This is a genomic window from Ensifer sp. PDNC004, assembly GCF_016919405.1.
Classification (GTDB): domain Bacteria; phylum Pseudomonadota; class Alphaproteobacteria; order Rhizobiales; family Rhizobiaceae; genus Ensifer.
Genome location: NZ_CP070353.1, coordinates 116439 through 133002 on the forward strand (window position 1 = coordinate 116439; position 16564 = coordinate 133002).

Here is a 16564-nt window from a genome sequence, read left to right on the forward strand (position 1 = left end):
ACGGTGAGCGTGGCCAAGGCTGCGCGTAATCGGGACCGAGACGATGAAGCCGGAAGACAGGCGACAGGCGATCATGGATGTGCTGATGGAGGCTGGAACGGCGTCCGTCGAGGACCTGTCCTTACGCTTTGGCGTCAGCAAGATGACGGTGCATCGCGACCTCGACGACCTCGAACAGGCGGGCCTCCTGCGCAAGGTGCATGGCGGCGCCTCGATCCAGTCGAGCCCGCAATTCGAAAGCGATTTCCGCTACCGCGAGAAGATCGCGATTTCGGAGAAGCGGCGCATCGCCGAACATGCGGCGAGCCTGATCGAACCGGGGCAGAGCATCCTGATCGACGACAGCTCGACGACCGGCGCGATCGCCGAGTGCATCCGCGACATCCGGCCGCTGACGGTCATCACCAACAATCTCGGCGTCATCACCAGCCTCTCGGGCGCCCCCGGCATCAATGTGATCGCGCTCGGCGGCCAGTACAGCAAGAAGTTCAACGGCTTCTTCGGCATCGTCACCGACGAGGCGTTGCGGTCGTTGCGCGTCGACATCGCCTTTCTTTCAAGTTCGGCGATCGAGGGCACGACGGCCTTCCACCAGGACCAGGAGGTGGTGCAGGCCAAGCGCCTGATGGTGAAGGCGGCCAAGCGCAAATACCTGCTGGTGGACCACGACAAATTCGGGCGCTCGGCGCTCCATTTCCTGACCGGGCTTAATGCCTTCGACGCGGTGCTGACCGGTGCCGAAGTTTCGGCCGAACATGCAGCACCACTCGAAGAGGCGGGCATCCGGCTGGTCAGGGTCGACAATTCCAAGGAGAAAGCATGAAGAAGTCGGGCCTCTGGGTCGGAACCAGCTGGAAGATGAACAAGACGCTCGCCGAGGCGATGGTCTTTGCCGAGGGTCTTGCTGCGGCCGACGCATCGCGTGACGAGCGCATCCAGCGTTTCGTCATTCCGCCGTTCACGGCGGTGCGCGAGGTCAAGGCGCGGCTTTCCGGCACCAGCGTCAAGGTTGGTGCGCAGAACATGCATTGGGACGATGCCGGCGCCTGGACCGGCGAGGTGTCGCCGCTGATGCTGAAAGACTGCAACCTCGACGTGGTCGAGCTCGGCCACAGCGAGCGCCGCGAACATTTCGGCGAGACCGACGGCACCGTCGGCCTGAAGACGGCAGCCGCCGTGCGCCATGGCCTGGTGCCGCTGATCTGCATCGGCGAGACGCTGTCCGAGCGCGAAGCGGGCGAGGCGGACCAAGTGCTGAAGCGCCAGGTCGAAGGCGCGCTTGAGCTTCTCGAAGGCGAGGCGAAGTCCGCCACGATCCTGCTTGCCTATGAGCCGGTCTGGGCGATCGGCGTCAACGGTATCCCGGCGACAGCTGACTATGCCGACGAGCGCCACAAGCGCATCGCCGAGGTGGCGGAAGCGACACTCGGCAGGCGCGTGCCGGTGCTCTACGGCGGCAGCGTCAATCCCGGCAATTGCGAAGAAATGATCACCCAGGCGCATATCGACGGGCTCTTCATCGGCCGCTCCGCCTGGGACGTGAGTGGCTATCTCGACATTCTGCAGCGCGTCGCCAAGGCGATCTGAGCCTCCGGCCGTTGCAGCTCAAGAAGAACGAAAGGAACAATCATGAAGATTGCAATTGGAGCCGACAGCGCCGGCAAGCCCCTGCTGGATGTCATCGCCGCCCATCTGAGCGGCCGCAGCGACGTGGAAGTCGTCGACCTCAGCCGGTCCGGCTTCTATGCGGATCTCGCGCAGAACCTGGCGCAGCAGGTTGTCGAGGGCAAGCATGACCGCGGCATCCTATTCTGCGGCACCGGCATCGGCGTGTGCATCTCCGCCAACAAGGTGCCGGGCATCCGCGCGGCGTTGACGCACGATACCTATTCGGCCGAGCGGGCGGCGAAGTCGAACAACGCCCAGATCATCACAATGGGCGCCCGCGTCATCGGACCGGAACTGGCAAAGTCGATCGTCGACACCTGGCTCGCCTCCGAGTTCGACCCGAACGGCTCTTCGGCCGGCAATGTCGAGGCGATCAACCGCCTGGATGCGGCGCGAGCCGGTTGAGGAAAAGGGCGGGCGGCTTGCCGTCTGCATCCGGTTCCCGGTTCAAGGCCTAACCTATCTCGCGATGCCGTTGATCCTCCCTCAGGCATCGTGACGACACGCCCGGCAGCGATGCCGGGCGTTTTCATGTCCGGTCTTGTGCTTCGTCTTGACGAGGCTTCTGTAAATATTTGAATATTCTTGCGGATCGTCAAATGAGAGGCGCTGCCGCATGAGTGAAACCACCTCGACCGAGCCGCATCAAAGCGCGCACCACCACGTGGCGCGCATGAGCGGCCGCGACACGCATGAACATCACCGGACCGCGACGACGCTCGAGCTGCTGTTCGACCTGACCTTCGTCATTGCCTTCAGCCTGGCTGCTTCGCAGCTTGCCCATTTCCTCGCCGAGGGGCACATCTTTGCCGGCCTCTTCGGTTTTGCACTCGCGACCTTCTCGATCTGCTGGGCCTGGATCAATTTCAGCTGGTTCGCCTCCGCCTATGACACGGACGACTGGATTTTCCGCGCCGTTACCATGGTGCAGATGGTCGGCGTGCTGATCCTTGCGATCGGCCTGCCGCCGATGTTCGAGTCGATCGACAAGGGCGCGCATCTCGACAATGGCATCATGGTGCTCGGCTATGTCGTCATGCGGGTGGCGATGCTCTTCCAGTGGCTGCGCGCGAGCCGCCAGGACCCGGCACGGCGCAATGCCTGCCTCACCTATGTGAAGGCGATCAGCGTCGCCCAGATCGGCTGGATCGTGCTGATCTTCGTCGACTTCTCGCTGCTGGTGACCTTCGCCATGGTCGTCGGGCTCACGGCGATCGAAATGCTCGGCCCCTATTTCGCCGAAACGCGTGACGGCGGTACGCCCTGGCATGCGCACCACATCGCCGAGCGCTACGGGCTTCTTGCCATCATCGCGCTTGGGGAGGGGGTCGTCGGCACGGTCGCCTCGATCTCGGCCGTGGTCGAGGGGCAGGGCTGGGACCTCGATGTCGCGCTCGTCTGCCTCGCCGGCACTGGGCTCACTTTCGGCATGTGGTGGATCTATTTCCTGCTGCCGAGTGCGGAGATCCTGCACCACTACCGTCTCAAGCGGGCCTTCGTCTGGGGCTACGGCCACATGCCGATCTTCGCCTCGATCGTCGCCACCGGCGCAGGCCTGCATGTGGCGGCCTATTACATCGAGCACAAGGCGCATATCGGTTCAGTCGCAACGGTGCTGACGGTGGCGGTGCCCGTCGCGTGCTACATCGGGCTGCTCTACGCGATGTACGCCTATCTCATGCAGCAGGTGGACCGCCTGCACCTCTGGCTGCTCGCGGGCACCGCGCTGGTGCTGGCAGCGTCCGTGGTCGCGGCGATCGCCGGGCTCGATATGGCCAAGTGCCTGATCATCCTGATGCTGGCACCGGTCGTCACCATCGTCGGCTACGAGGTGGCGGGGCATCGACATCGCATGGCGGCTCTGGAGCGCAGCCTGCACAAGAGTGATGCGGTGCATTGATTTTGCGAGTCGAAACAGCGGGTTATTTGCTGTTGCTGGCGATGTGATTCAGGGGCTTCAGAGGTTGATTCAGGTACGGTTGCTGGGGCGATACGCCCCTCTCCCCGGCTTTAACCCGAGGACTAACCTCTCCCCGCAGGCGAGGAGAGGGGACGAGAACCCTCATGAACTCGGAGCTTCTGGTACGCCGTGCTTGATGGCACCGGGCGGCTAGGCGGCGGTTCCTAAAGCTGTCCTTCTCCCCGCGAGCGGGGAGAAGGTGCCGGCAACCGTTGATCAGGCGTTGACCAGCGCCAGCTTGGCGCGGGCGTCGAGGATCTGGGCGCAGGCGTTGGCCGCCTCCGTGCCCTTGGTCACGAAGTGCTCGCGGAAGAAGGCGATCAACGGTTCGCTTTCCTGGAAATTATGAGGCGTCAGCACGGCCGAAAGCACCGGCACGTTGGTGTCGAGCTGCACGCGCATCATGCCGTCGAGCACGGTGCCGGCCACGAAATCGTGGCGGTAGATGCCGCCGTCGACGACGAAGGCGGTGCCGAGGATCGCGGCATAGCGGCCGGTTTTGGCGAGCGTCTGTGCATGCAGCGGAATTTCGAGTGCGCCCGGCACGTCGAAGATCTCGACGTCGGCTGCCGAGCCGCCGAGCTTCGTCCATTGCGCGACAAAGGCATCGACGCAGCGGTCGACGATATCGGCATGCCAGCGGGCACGAACGATCGCGATCTTGGCTGTGGGGTGGGAAAGTATGGTCATGGTCTCAAGCCTTTCAGGGTTTGGCGTTTCCAATGATCCCGTCGGGCGAACATGCATGCGCGCGAGGCCCCTTCGCGGGAACCCACGTTGCTGCTTGCTCTCTTCCATCCGGACTGTGACCGTCGGCTCCGGAATCTGACCGGATCTGCTGACCCCCAGGGTGAAACCCTGAGGCGCTCGCGGGCTTCGGCCTTGCGACCGCTACCGCCGGTGGGGAATTTCACCCCGCCCTGAGAACAACGCGACTATATAGCGCGACCGCGCGCGGTCAAACGCACGGTGCGACGAAAATGCCGGAAATCACGACAGATTTTTCCAGTGTTTGGAGCCATCGGAAGAAATCGTTCCGATGGCTTTCAATCCGCTTACTCGCGGATGACCAAGAGATCCTTGGCGGCAAAGCGCAGCGTGACGTTGTCGCCGGAAACCGGCGGGGCAACACCCGGATTGTTGAACATGTCGAAGGAGATGACGTCGCCGCCGACGCGAAGGCGCGTGCGGATGACCGAGCCGAGGAAGCTCGTCGAGACGACCTCGCCGGCAAGCGACGTGTCACCCTTGGCACCTTCGGCGATCGAGCCTGCTTCGGGACGCAGCGCCAGCGAAATGCTGTCGCCGCCCTTCATGCCGGCGATCGGGTCCTTCAGCGCCACCTGCTGGTTGCCAATGGTGACCGAGCCCGCGGCCGGGTCCGCCACCTTGCCCTCGATGATGCTGAGCGTGCCGACGAAGGACGCGACGAAGCGGGTCGCCGGCGTGTTGTAGATCTCGAAGGGGGTGCCGATCTGGTCGGCACGGCCGGCATTCATGACCACGATGCGATCGGAGATCGACAGCGCCTCTTCCTGGTCGTGGGTGACGAAGACGGTGGTGATGCCGAGCTGCTGCTGGATCTGCCGGATTTCCTCGCGCAGCGACACGCGGATCTTGGCGTCGAGCGCCGACAGCGGCTCGTCGAGCAGCAGCACCTGCGGCTTGACCGCAATCGCGCGGGCAAGCGCAACGCGCTGCTGCTGGCCGCCGGAGAGCTGGTAGGGGAAGCGGTCCGCCAGGTGCTCGAGCTTGATCAGCCCGAGCATCTGCTTCACCCTCGCGTCGATCTCCGACTTGTCTGTACCTGCGACCTTGAGGCCGAAGGCGACGTTGTCATGCACGTTCATGTTGGGAAACAGCGCATAGGCCTGGAACACCATGCCGATGTTGCGCTGGTTGGGCTTCAGCGAGTTCTGGTCGCGGCCGTTGATGACGATCTTGCCGCTGGTCGGGCTTTCGAAGCCGGCGATCATGCGCAGGACCGTGGTCTTGCCGCAGCCCGATGGCCCGAGGAACGAGACGAACTCGCCCTTTTCGATGTCCATGTTGAAATCGTGCACGACGTGAACCGGGCCGAAGGACTTCTTGATGCTGGTGAGTGACAGGAAACTCATGGGTGCGGTCCTCAGGCCTTAGGAGGCGCGCTTTTTTGAAAGCGCGAGACGAGCTGGATGAGGCCGAGGCAGCCCCAGGTGATGCCGAATGCAATGACGGCGAGTGCGGCCGGTTCATAGGCGCGGTTGGCGCCCAAGAGCTGCATGTAGGGGCCGAAAGCCGGGCGGTTGAGCAGGGCCGCCATGGTGAACTCCCCGATGACGATGGCAAAGGTCAGGAAGGCGCCCGAGAGCACGGCGACGAGCACGTTCGGCAGAATGATCTTGGCAAGGATCGTCGTCCAGCCGGCGCCAAGGCTCTGTGCCGCCTCGGTCAAGGTGGCGACATCGATGGTGCGAAGACCCGTATCCACCGCGCGGTACATGTAGGGCAGCGCAAGCGTCGCATAGCCGAACATCAGGAGGATGTTGGTGCCGGTGAGCGAGCCCGTCAGCGGCAGCCAGCTCGAGGTGTTGTAGAGCCGGATGTAGCCGAAGACGATGACGATCGCCGGGATGACCAGCGGCAAAAGCGTGATGAACTCGATGATGGGACGCAGCCGCGGCAGCTTCAGCCGCACCCAATAGGCCGTCGGCACGACGAGCAGCACGCCGAAGAGGATGGTGAACAGCGCCTGCATCACCGAATAGGTGAAGGTCTCCTGGAAACGCGGATCGGCGAAGACCTTGGCGTAGGCGTCGAAGGAATACTCGCCGCGACGCATCTTGAGCGAGAAGTTGGTCATGCCGATGAGCGGCAAGATGAAATAGAGGAGGCCGAAAACGAGGGCTCCCCAGGCCCAGATCTTCTTCATTTCAGCCACCTTTCGCTGCGGCTGCGCAGCCAGATATAGATCGCGTTGGCGATACCGGTGACGACGATCATGCCGAAGGCGAGCGCGTAGCCGAGATGCGGATTGCCGAGCACGTCGCCGCGGATCTGAGCAAAGAGCAGGATCGGCACGATCGACAGCGACGAGCCGGTGAGCGCGATCGCGGTCGCAACGGCGCCGAAGGCATTGGCAAACAGCAGCGCCAGCGTGCCGAGCAGCGACGGCAACAAGATCGGGAAGGCGACCATGCGCCAATATTGCAGGCCGGTTGCGCCGAGGATTTCTGCGGCCTCGCGCCATTCGCGCTTCAGGCCGTCGAGCGCCGGCGTGATGATCAGGATCATCAGCGGGATCTGGAAGAAGAGATAGGTGACCGTCAGCCCCCAGAAGGAGAGCAGGTTGAAGCCAAGCATCCTGAGGTCGAGACCGAAGTTGGACCGCAGGAAGACGGTGACGATGCCGACCGGGCCGAGCGTCGCGAGAAAGGCGAAGGCGAGCGGCACGCCGGCGAAATTGGAGGCGACGCCGGAAAAGGTCAAAAGCGGTCCGCGGATCCCCTTCGGCAAGCCGCCGAAGACGATGGCTGACGCCATGGCAAAGCCGATCAGGCAGCCGAGAAGGGCGGAGGCGATGCTGATCTTGATGGAGATCCAGTAGGCGCCGAGGATCGACGGCGTGAACAGGCCGCGAATGTTGTCGAGCGTGAAGCCGCCATCGGGCGTCTGAAACGCGCCGACCACGATCTTCATCGTTGGCAGAAGCAGGAACAGCGTCACGAAGGCGGCAAAGGGCAGGATGCCCAGCCAGTGAAGCGGTAGGCGACGCGCCGGCGGGCTGGCGTCGGGTTTAGCAGATGACATTCCGTTCGCGCCCCTGAAGCCGCGTTATCGACGCGGGCGTTATCGATTGTTGCAAGCGAGAAGCGGGATGATGACGGAAGCCGCACGCAGATTCCGGATCTCGCTCCAAAGACTTGAATTTCTTACGAATAACCTATGCGCCCCGGCCGGAAAACCGGCCGGGGCGACATGTCTGTGGAAAGGCTTACTGGACGTTCGCGCCGACGACGGCATCCCAGCCACCGGTGACGGCAGCCTTGTTGGCGTCGACTTCTTCGAGCGTCGGGAAGTAGGCCTTTTCGTAAGCCGCTGCCGGCGGCAGGGCGTCGATCAGTTCCTGCGGAACCTTGCCGGCCTTGACCATGGCGTTGAAGCGGGTCGGGTGGCAGAAGCCCTTGAGCCAGCCGAGCTGACCTTCGTCGGAATAGAGGTGCTCCATCCACAGCTTGGCAGCGTTCGGATGCGGCGCGTAGGCCGAGATGCCCTGAACGTAGACGCCGGCGAGAACGCCGCTGGCCGGAACGACGACTTCGGTCGGCGGGTTGCCGTTGAGCGTCTTTGCCCAGCCGAGAGCGTTGTAGTCCCAGGCGACGACGATCGGGGTCGAGCCCTGGGCGAGCGTGCCGGACTTGCCGATAACAGGAACGAAGTTGCCGTTCTTGTTGAGTTCGGCGAAGTAGCCGAGACCGGCTTCACCGGCTTCCTTGCCGGACTTTGCACCCTTGGCGAGGCCAGCGGCGAGAACGCCGAGGATCGCCTGGTTCGAGGCGCGCGGGTCACCGGCAAGAGCAACCTGACCGGCATATTCCGGCTTCAGCAGATCGGTCCAGTCCTTCGGTGCGTTCTGGACGAGGTCCTTGTTCACGAGGAAGGACATGACGCCGTAATAGTCGCCGTACCAGTAACCTTCGGCGTCCTTGACGCTATCCGGGATCTCGTCCCAGGTGGAGACCTTGTAGGGCTGCAGCAGGCCTTCGGCCTTCATCTGCGGACCGAAGGCGAGACCGACGTCGACAACGTCAGGAGCCTGCGGGCCCTTGTTGTCCTTGTTGGCCTTGACGGCTTCGACTTCGTCGGCCGAGCCAGCGTCCGGGTTCAGTTCGTTGACCTGGATTTCCGGATACTTGGCCTTGAAGGAGGCGATGACGTCGCCGTAGCCGCACCAGTCGTGGGGCAGGGCGATCGTCGTCAGCATGCCTTCCTTCTTGGCGGCTTCGATGAGCTCGGCGCTCGGCTCGGCAGCGGCGATTGCGGTCGTTGCCAGGAAAATGGCGGTGGAGAGCGAAAGCAGGCGTTGGGTTTTTGAAATCACTGGAGTTCTCCTTATGGGTTTAGTCAAATTCGTGGGGTTTCAGTCGATTTCGGCGAAGCTGTTAAAGAGATGCGATGAAAGTAATGTGACAGGGGTTTATCCGTTCGCGCCGCGTATGTCGTTGTAAGAACATTTCTTTTTTGGCTTCGGCGGGCCACTGTCGCATAACTGCATGAAATCCTGTGAACGTGTCGGCGAATTCTCCTAGACCGGTTTGCGAAAGATGCGGGTGGAATCGAACAGTCCCTCGAGCGTTTTCATCCGATCCCGGGTCTCGTCCCAGTTTGAACTCTGTACGGCCTCGATCAAAGCCTCGATCAGGAACAGGATGACGACGGAGCTGTCCCAGGCGGACGGCACCTCGATCTGCGAGCGGAACACCCTGGAGGCGGACTTGGCGACCGGCGAACTCCAGCGATCGGTAAAAAGGATGATTTCGACGCCGCGCTCGCGGGCGGATTTGGCGAGCGTCACCATTTCCTGCTCGTAGCGGCGAATGTCGAAGAGAATCAGCACGTCGCCCTGGCGCATGTCGAGCACGTAGTGCGGCCAGGCGCTGGCATTGGAGGCGATCTCGATGACACCCGGGCGGATGACCTGAAGGTGGGTGAAGAGATAGTCGGCGAGCGAGCGGGTGATGCGGCCGCCAAGCAGGTAGATGCTGCGCTTGCGGTCGGCGATGAGGGCTGCTGCCGCGTCGAATTCTTGCGGCTCGATCTGGGTCAGCGTCTCGCGCAGATTGCTGGTGATCGCGTCGGCAAAGCGGTTGAGCGTGTGGGTGCCGGGCGCATTGGCGGCCCAGCGGTCGTGCTTGGCGATCGGATTGGAAATCGTCGCTTCCAGTTCCTGATGCAGCCGCGCCTGGAAATCCGGGAAACCGCGGAAGCCGAGCTTCTGCACCATGCGGGCGACCGTCGGTGTCGAAACGCCGGCGTTCTCGGCAACCGTGGTGATCGAACCGAGTCCCGAAACGGGATAATTGTCGAGAAGCGTCTCCGCCAATTGCTTCTCCGCGCGGGTCAGCACGGTGAAGTGGGCGTTGATCACATCCGACACGGTGGTGGACGTCGCCTTGCTGCTCAAATTGTCTCCCCTGAACCGATCTTAAGCCGGTTTGTGACAGATTAAACATCGCTGTCACAATTGGAGTCAATCGCAATTTTGAAGAGATCGTTTCAGATTTTGATTGACATGCGTCATCCTCTGAAGAATTCTTTTCATTAACGAACGTCTAACGGGGCAAGAGGGGATGCCGGTGTTGACGCGACTTTTGACCGAAGCAGATGGCGATCCGGTTGCGATCGAAAACGCCGGAGGCAAGGGCGATATCGTGCTCGTTTGCGAGCATGCCTCGCGCCTGGTTCCCGAGCGGCTGGGCACGCTCGGCCTCAGCGAGCAGGCGCTCGAAAGCCATATCGCCTGGGACCCCGGCGCGCTTGCGGTCGCCAAGCTGCTTGCGGCAAAGCTCGACGGGTCCTTGATCTATCAACGCTTCTCCCGCCTTGCCTATGACTGCAACCGCCCGCCGGAAGCAGATGCGGCGATGCCTGCCGTCAGCGAGGTCTACGAGATCCCGGGAAACCGGACGATGTCGGCCGACGAACGCCAGGCGCGGGTCGACGAGATCTATCGGCCGTTCCACGATGCGGTCGCGCGGTTCGTGTCCGATCGCAAGGCCGCGGGACGCCCGCCTGTTCTCGTGACCATGCACAGTTTTACGCCCGTTTATTTCGGCAAGCCGCGCGCCGTCGAAGTGGGCGTGTTGCACGATGCCGATAGCCGGCTCGCTGACCACATGCTTGCGACCGCCACGAAAGGGCAGGTCGCCTACGATATCCGTCGCAACGAGCCCTATGGCCCGGCCGACGGCGTTACCCATAGCCTGATCGAATACGGCGTCCACAACGGATTGCCGAATGTGATGATCGAGATCCGCAACGATCTTATTCGCAATGACATCGGCCAAAGGGTCATGGCCGATTACCTGGAAGGGCTGCTGCGCAAGGGCACGGCGGCACTTTCGGCACAATAAAAGACCCTGGGGAGCGGCGTTGCCGCGGTCCTGTTCCGGCTGGCCGGGGCAGGTGGTTGATGGGACCCTGCCGCAATGGGGCGGTGTGGTCTGAAGAAATCAGGGGAAGAAAAATGTCGGACTACAGCGATTCAGACAAAAAGCAGGACATGAGTGTCCTGCACTCGATGGGCTATGCCCAGGAGCTCGAGCGGCGCATGAGCCAGTTCTCGAACTTCGCGGTGTCGTTCTCGATCATCTGCATTCTTTCGGGCGGCATCAACTCGCTCGCCCAGGCGACCGCAGGCGCGGGGGGCGCGGCGATCGGCATCGGCTGGCCGCTCGGCTGCTTCATTTCCTTCGTCTTTGCCGTTGCCATGGCACAGATCAGCTCGGCCTATCCGACGGCTGGCGGCCTCTATCACTGGGGCTCGATCCTCGGCAACCGCTTCACCGGCTGGCTGACCGCATGGTTCAACCTGCTCGGCCTCGTCACCGTTCTCGGCGCCATCAATGTCGGCACCTACTACTTCTTCATGGGTTCCTTCGGCACGCCTTACTTCGGCCTCGCCGACACGACGCTGACCCGCATTGTCTTCCTCGCCATCATCACCGGCGGGCAGGCACTGGTGAACCACATGGGCATCGGGCTGACCGCCAAGCTCACGGACTTCTCGGGCTACCTGATCTTTGCAACCGCGATCCTGCTTGCAGTCGTCTGCCTGGCCGCGGCCGACAGCTACGATGTCGCCCGTCTCTTCACCTTCTCCAACTATTCCGGTGAAGCGGGCGGCAATGTCTGGCCGGAAACCTCGGGTACCTGGGTGTTCCTGCTCGGCCTGCTTTTGCCGATCTACACGATCACCGGCTACGACGCCTCGGCGCATACTTCGGAAGAAACCGTCAAGGCGGCCCATTCGGTGCCGCGCGGCATGGTCTCGTCGGTGCTCTGGTCGGCGCTGTTCGGCTACATCATGCTGTGCTCTTTCGTACTCATGATCCCGAACATGGACGACGCCGCCAAGCAGGGCTGGAACGTGTTCTTCTGGGCGATGGAAGCGCAGGTCCACCCTGTTATCAAGGACATCCTCTACCTCGCTATCCTCGTCAGCCAGTGGCTGTGCGGCCTGGCAACGGTGACCTCGGTGTCGCGCATGATCTTTGCGTTTTCGCGTGACGGCGGCCTGCCGGCCTCCAAGGCGCTCGCCAAGGTGAGCCCGACTTACCGCACGCCGGTCGCGGCGATCTGGGTCGGTTCGATCCTCGCAGTCCTCTTCGTCTGGGGCTCCTCGCTCGTCTCGATCGGCGAAACCCCGGTCTACACGATCGTCGTCTCGTGCACCGTCATCTTCCTGTTCTTCTCCTTCGCGATCCCGATCACGCTCGGCCTCTTCGCCTGGGGAACCTCGAAGTGGGACAAGATGGGCCCGTGGAACCTCGGCGAAAGCATGTTCAAGCTCTTCGCCGTCCTGTCGATCATCGCCATGGTGCTGATCTTCATCCTCGGCGTTCAGCCGCCGAACGACTGGGCGCTCTACATCACCGTGGGCTTCCTGGTCCTGACCGGCGCTGTCTGGTTCGGCTTCGAAAGCCGCCGCTTCCGCGGCCCGCCGATCGGTGACGAAGTGGCACGCCGCCAAGCCGAGATCGCCGCTGCAGAAAAGGCTGTCGGCCAGGTCTAAGCGACAACAACAAGGCGGGAGCGCGACCGCGACTTCCGCCTTTTCTTTTGCCGGAACCTTTCCGGTTGGTTGAACGGATCACGTTCACGCGGCCCAAAAATATCGTCATCAAGGGAACGGCCGCGTGACAGAACATGGGATGGAAGTTGATGAGCTATACGTTTGACGAGTTGAAGGAAGACGTCGCCGCCGGCCGCATCGATACGGTGCTCGGCTGCCAGGTCGACATGCAGGGCCGGCTGATGGGCAAGCGCTTCCATGCGCAGTTCTTCGTCGATGGCGCCTGGAAGGAAACGCATAGCTGCAACTACCTGCTTGCGACCGATATGGAGATGGAGACCGTTCCCGGCTACAAGGCAACAAGCTGGGAAAAGGGCTACGGCGACTATACGATGAAGCCGGACCTTTCGACGCTTCGCCGCATCCCCTGGCTCGAAGGCACGGCGCTGGTGCTCTGCGACATGCTCGACCATCACACCCATGAGGAAGTGCCGCATTCGCCGCGCGCGATCCTGAAGAAGCAGGTGGCGCGGCTCGAGAAGATGGGCCTCAAGGCCTATATGGCAAGCGAGCTCGAATTCTTCCTGTTCGACCAGTCCTATGACGATGCCCGCCAGTCCGGCTATCGCGACCTGCAGCTCGTCAGCGGCTACAACGAGGACTACCACATCTTCCAGACCACCAAGGAAGAGGATGTGATGCGGGCAATCCGCAACGGTCTGCAGGGAGCCGATATCCCGGTCGAGAACTCCAAGGGTGAAGCATCGGCCGGCCAGGAAGAAATCAACGTGCGTTATGCCGACGCGCTGACGATGGCCGACCGGCATGCGATCATCAAGAACGGCTGCAAGGAAATCGCCTGGTCGCGCGGCAAGGCAATCACCTTCCTTGCCAAGTGGAACTATCAGGCTGCCGGTTCCTCCTCGCATATTCACCAGTCGCTCTGGAGTGCCGACGGCAAGTCGTCGAAGTTCTACGACGAGAGCGGCAAATACGGCATGTCGGAAATGATGCGCCACTATGTGGCAGGCCTTCTCACCCATGCGAGCGAGATCACTTACTTCCTCGCTCCTTACATCAACTCCTACAAGCGCTTCATGGCCGGCACGTTTGCGCCGACCAAGGCGGTCTGGAGCAAGGACAACCGCACGGCCGGCTATCGCCTGTGCGGCGAGGACACCAAGGCGATCCGCATCGAATGCCGCGTCGGCGGCTCCGATCTTAATCCCTATCTCGCCTTTGCCGCTTTGATCGCGGCGGGCATTTCCGGTATCGAGAACAAGATGGAATTGGAAGCGCCCTTCGTCGGCGATGCCTATGGCGGCAAGGATGTGCGCGAGATCCCGCGCACGCTTCGCGACGCGACGGCGGCCCTGACGGAATCGAAGATGCTGCGCGCCGCCTTTGGCGACGAGGTCATCGAGCACTATGCGCGGGCGGGGCGCTGGGAGCAGGAAGAATACGACCGCCGCGTCACCGACTGGGAGGTCGCGCGCGGTTTCGAACGGGCCTGACCCGCGACACAATCACTCACAAGGATGGCCGTTCCTGACCGGAGCGGCCATCACATCATTCGCAATGAAAGCAGGAAGACGATCATGAGCATGATCAAGTGCATTTCGCCTGTTAATGGCGAGGTCTACGCAGAACGCCCCGCGATGCCGCTGGAGATGGCAAAGCAGGTGGTCTCCCGCGCCCGCCAGGCGCAGAAGGCCTGGGGGCGCCGTCCGCTCGACGAGCGCGTCAATCTGGTGCTGGCCGGTGTCGCCCGCCTCAACGAGATGGTCGACGAGGTGGTGCCGGAGCTTGCCTGGCAGATGGGCCGGCCGGTGCGCTATGGCGGCGAGTTCAAGGGCTTCAACGAGCGCTCGAACTATGTCGCGACGATCGCAGCCGATGCGCTGAAGCCTTTGGTGATCGAAGAGAGCGACCGCTTCGAGCGCCGCATCGCCCGCGAGCCGCATGGCGTCGTCTTCGTCGTGGCGCCCTGGAACTACCCCTATATGACTGCGATCAACACGGTTGCTCCGGCGCTGATGGCCGGCAACACGGTCATCATCAAGCACGCGAGCCAGACGATCCTCGTCGGCGAGCGCATGGTGCGCGCCTTCGTCGAGGCCGGCGTTCCCGCCGACGTCTTCCAGAACATCTTCCTCGACCATGAAACGACCGCGGCGCTGATCGCGGCCAAGAGCTTCGACTTCGTCAACTTCACCGGTTCGGTCGAAGGCGGCCGCTCGATCGAGCGCGCGGCCGCCGGTACGTTTACCGGGCTTGGCCTCGAGCTCGGCGGCAAGGATCCGGGCTACGTCATGGAAGATGCGGATCTCGACGCGGCCGTCGACACGCTGATGGACGGCGCCACCTACAATTCCGGCCAGTGCTGCTGCGGCATCGAGCGCATCTATGTGCATGAATCGCTTTATGACGCCTTCGTCGAGAAGTCGGTCGCCTGGGTTTCCAATTACAAGCTCGGCAACCCGCTCGACCCGGAAACGACGCTCGGCCCGATGGCCAACAAGCGCTTTGCCGCGACTGTGCGCGAGCAGATCGCCGATGCGGTTGCCAAGGGTGCCAAGGCGCTGATCGACCCAAAACTCTTCCCGCAGGATGACGGCGGCGCCTATCTCGCGCCGCAGGTCCTCGTCAATGTCGACCACTCCATGGCCTTCATGCGCGAAGAGACCTTTGGTCCGGCGGTCGGCATCATGAAGGTAAAAAGCGACAGCCAGGCGATCGAACTGATGAACGACAGCCAGTACGGCCTCACCGCATCGCTCTGGACCAAGGATGCCGAGCGCGCCGCGCGCATCGGCGCCGACATCGAGACCGGCACCGTGTTCATGAACCGTGCCGACTATCTCGACCCGGCGCTTTGCTGGACCGGCGTTAAGGAAACCGGCCGCGGCGGTTCGCTGTCGGTCATCGGCTTCCAGAACCTCACCCGTCCGAAATCCTACCATCTGAAGAAAGTCACCGCATGACCATCACCGCCAACTGGAGCTATCCGACGTCCATCAAGTTCGGCGCCGGCCGGATCAAGGAGCTTGCCGACCATTGCAAGGCGGTGGGCATGAAGAAGCCACTGCTGATCACCGACCGGGGCCTCGCGCCGATGGCGATCACGCAGAACGCACTCGATATCCTTGATGCTGCCGGTCTCGGCCGGGCGATCTTTGCGGATGTCGACCCGAACCCGAATGACGTCAACCTTGCAGCCGGCGTGAAGGCCTTCAAGGACGGTGGCCATGACGGCGTCGTCGCCTTCGGCGGCGGCTCGGGCCTCGATCTCGGCAAGTGCGTGGCCTTCATGGCCGGGCAGAGCCGCCCGGTCTGGGACTTCGAGGACATCGGCGACTGGTGGACACGTGCGAGCGTCGAAGGCATTGCACCAATCATTGCAGTGCCCACCACCGCCGGCACCGGCTCTGAAGTCGGCCGCGCCAGCGTCATCACCAATTCGGCAAGCCATGTGAAAAAGGTGATCTTCCATCCGAAGTTCCTGCCGGCAGTGACGATCTGCGACCCGGAATTGACGGTCGGCATGCCCAAGGTGATCACCGCCGGTACCGGCATGGATGCCTTTGCCCATTGCCTGGAAGCCTATTCCTCGCCCTTCTACCACCCGATGTCGGCCGGTATCGCGCTTGAAGGCATGCGGCTCGTCAAGGAATACCTGCCCCGCGCCTACAAGGACGGCAGCGATATCGAGGCCCGCGCCAACATGATGAGTGCTGCCGCCATGGGGGCCGTCGCGTTCCAGAAGGGGCTCGGCGCCATTCATTCGCTGTCGCATCCTGTTGGAGCGATCTACAACACCCACCACGGCATGACGAATGCGGTCGTGATGCCGCCGGTGCTGCGCTTCAACCGCCCGGCGATCGAGGACAGAATAGTGCGCGCTGCCGCCTATCTCGGCATTTCCGGTGGCTTCGACGGCTTCTACGATTACGTGCTGAAGCTGCGCGAGGAACTCGGCGTTCCGGACAAGCTCTCAGCCCTCGGCGTCGGCACCGACCGGATCGACGAGATGTCGGAAATGGCCATCGTCGACCCGACGGCTGGCGGCAACCCGGTGGAGCTCACGCTCGACGCGGCGAAGAAGCTCTTCCGCGAGTGCATCTGAACGATTTCCGACGCCTTTGCCGCCTGGCAAAGGCGTC

At 62.6% G+C, this 16564-nt stretch carries 15 protein-coding genes and 1 riboswitch; of the genes, 9 read left to right on the plus strand and 6 right to left on the minus strand.

Annotated features, from left to right (window positions below):
- Positions 1-43: 43 nt before the first annotated feature.
- From JVX98_RS08460 to JVX98_RS08475, 4 genes are all read left to right on the plus strand, one after another.
- Positions 44-823, plus strand: a complete 780-nt coding sequence (locus JVX98_RS08460) for a DeoR/GlpR family DNA-binding transcription regulator (RefSeq protein ID WP_205238302.1) — start codon at positions 44-46, stop codon at positions 821-823.
- A complete protein-coding gene (locus JVX98_RS08465) occupies positions 820-1587 on the plus strand; it encodes a triose-phosphate isomerase (RefSeq protein WP_205238303.1) in 768 nt (255 codons plus the stop codon). The genes JVX98_RS08460 and JVX98_RS08465 overlap by 4 nt, the downstream gene beginning before the upstream one ends.
- A 42-nt stretch (positions 1588-1629) precedes the next feature.
- Positions 1630-2073 (plus strand): RpiB/LacA/LacB family sugar-phosphate isomerase, encoded by a 444-nt coding sequence (locus tag JVX98_RS08470; protein ID WP_205238304.1) that lies wholly within the window; start codon positions 1630-1632, stop codon positions 2071-2073.
- A 211-nt stretch (positions 2074-2284) separates the two neighbouring features.
- A complete protein-coding gene (locus JVX98_RS08475) occupies positions 2285-3568 on the plus strand; it encodes a low temperature requirement protein A (protein ID WP_205238305.1) in 1284 nt (427 codons plus the stop codon).
- Positions 3569-3844: 276 nt separating this feature from the next.
- Here the strand turns inward: JVX98_RS08475 and JVX98_RS08480 are convergent, their stop codons facing one another.
- From JVX98_RS08480 to JVX98_RS08505, 6 genes are all read right to left on the minus strand, one after another.
- Entirely contained in the window at positions 3845-4318 is a 474-nt protein-coding gene (locus JVX98_RS08480; RefSeq protein WP_205238306.1) for a 6,7-dimethyl-8-ribityllumazine synthase, read from the minus strand.
- A 92-nt stretch (positions 4319-4410) separates the two neighbouring features.
- A riboswitch (FMN riboswitch) is annotated at positions 4411-4560 on the minus strand.
- A 123-nt stretch (positions 4561-4683) separates the two neighbouring features.
- A complete protein-coding gene (locus JVX98_RS08485; RefSeq protein ID WP_205238307.1) occupies positions 4684-5745 on the minus strand; it encodes an ABC transporter ATP-binding protein in 1062 nt (353 codons plus the stop codon).
- An 11-nt stretch (positions 5746-5756) separates the two neighbouring features.
- Positions 5757-6539: an iron ABC transporter permease gene (locus JVX98_RS08490; RefSeq protein ID WP_205238308.1), complete on the minus strand. Its 783-nt coding sequence runs from the start codon at positions 6537-6539 to the stop codon at positions 5757-5759.
- Positions 6536-7417: an ABC transporter permease subunit gene (locus tag JVX98_RS08495; RefSeq protein ID WP_192446781.1), complete on the minus strand. Its 882-nt coding sequence runs from the start codon at positions 7415-7417 to the stop codon at positions 6536-6538. The genes JVX98_RS08490 and JVX98_RS08495 overlap by 4 nt, the downstream gene beginning before the upstream one ends.
- Before the next feature lie 184 nt (positions 7418-7601).
- Positions 7602-8708: an ABC transporter substrate-binding protein gene (locus tag JVX98_RS08500; RefSeq protein WP_192446780.1), complete on the minus strand. Its 1107-nt coding sequence runs from the start codon at positions 8706-8708 to the stop codon at positions 7602-7604.
- Between the two features lie 204 nt (positions 8709-8912).
- Positions 8913-9791 (minus strand): MurR/RpiR family transcriptional regulator, encoded by an 879-nt coding sequence (locus tag JVX98_RS08505; RefSeq protein ID WP_043615788.1) that lies wholly within the window; start codon positions 9789-9791, stop codon positions 8913-8915.
- A 175-nt stretch (positions 9792-9966) separates the two neighbouring features.
- Between JVX98_RS08505 and JVX98_RS08510 the strand changes: the two genes are divergently transcribed.
- The 5 genes from JVX98_RS08510 to JVX98_RS08530 all read left to right on the plus strand — a co-directional run bounded on the left by JVX98_RS08510 (position 9967) and on the right by JVX98_RS08530 (position 16527).
- Positions 9967-10740, plus strand: coding sequence for an N-formylglutamate amidohydrolase (locus JVX98_RS08510; RefSeq protein ID WP_192446779.1), 774 nt, complete (start codon positions 9967-9969; stop codon positions 10738-10740).
- A 113-nt stretch (positions 10741-10853) separates the two neighbouring features.
- On the plus strand, positions 10854-12401 hold the full coding sequence (locus JVX98_RS08515; RefSeq protein WP_205238309.1) for an amino acid permease: 1548 nt from the start codon (positions 10854-10856) through the stop codon (positions 12399-12401).
- A 149-nt stretch (positions 12402-12550) separates the two neighbouring features.
- On the plus strand, positions 12551-13915 hold the full coding sequence (locus JVX98_RS08520) for a glutamine synthetase family protein (RefSeq protein WP_205238310.1): 1365 nt from the start codon (positions 12551-12553) through the stop codon (positions 13913-13915).
- A gap of 84 nt (positions 13916-13999) precedes the next feature.
- Positions 14000-15385, plus strand: a complete 1386-nt coding sequence (locus JVX98_RS08525) for an aldehyde dehydrogenase family protein (protein ID WP_205238311.1) — start codon at positions 14000-14002, stop codon at positions 15383-15385.
- Positions 15382-16527 carry an iron-containing alcohol dehydrogenase gene (locus tag JVX98_RS08530; RefSeq protein ID WP_192446775.1) on the plus strand — a complete coding sequence of 382 codons (1146 nt, stop codon included), beginning with the start codon at positions 15382-15384 and terminating at the stop codon, positions 16525-16527. Before JVX98_RS08525 ends, JVX98_RS08530 begins: the two co-directional genes overlap by 4 nt.
- The last annotated feature ends 37 nt before the right edge of the window (positions 16528-16564 follow it).

Bases quoted from the DNA above. Each gene is read 5' to 3' on its own strand.
- JVX98_RS08460 (WP_205238302.1), top strand. From the start codon at position 44: ATGAAGCCGGAAGACAGGCGACAGGCGATCATGGATGTGCTGATGGAG.
- JVX98_RS08465 (WP_205238303.1), top strand. From the start codon at position 820: ATGAAGAAGTCGGGCCTCTGGGTCGGAACCAGCTGGAAGATGAACAAG.
- JVX98_RS08470 (WP_205238304.1), top strand. From the start codon at position 1,630: ATGAAGATTGCAATTGGAGCCGACAGCGCCGGCAAGCCCCTGCTGGAT.
- JVX98_RS08475 (WP_205238305.1), top strand. From the start codon at position 2,285: ATGAGTGAAACCACCTCGACCGAGCCGCATCAAAGCGCGCACCACCAC.
- JVX98_RS08480 (WP_205238306.1), bottom strand. From the start codon at position 4,318: ATGACCATACTTTCCCACCCCACAGCCAAGATCGCGATCGTTCGTGCC.
- JVX98_RS08485 (WP_205238307.1), bottom strand. From the start codon at position 5,745: ATGAGTTTCCTGTCACTCACCAGCATCAAGAAGTCCTTCGGCCCGGTT.
- JVX98_RS08490 (WP_205238308.1), bottom strand. From the start codon at position 6,539: ATGAAGAAGATCTGGGCCTGGGGAGCCCTCGTTTTCGGCCTCCTCTAT.
- JVX98_RS08495 (WP_192446781.1), bottom strand. From the start codon at position 7,417: ATGTCATCTGCTAAACCCGACGCCAGCCCGCCGGCGCGTCGCCTACCG.
- JVX98_RS08515 (WP_205238309.1), top strand. From the start codon at position 10,854: ATGTCGGACTACAGCGATTCAGACAAAAAGCAGGACATGAGTGTCCTG.
- JVX98_RS08520 (WP_205238310.1), top strand. From the start codon at position 12,551: ATGAGCTATACGTTTGACGAGTTGAAGGAAGACGTCGCCGCCGGCCGC.
- JVX98_RS08525 (WP_205238311.1), top strand. From the start codon at position 14,000: ATGAGCATGATCAAGTGCATTTCGCCTGTTAATGGCGAGGTCTACGCA.
- JVX98_RS08530 (WP_192446775.1), top strand. From the start codon at position 15,382: ATGACCATCACCGCCAACTGGAGCTATCCGACGTCCATCAAGTTCGGC.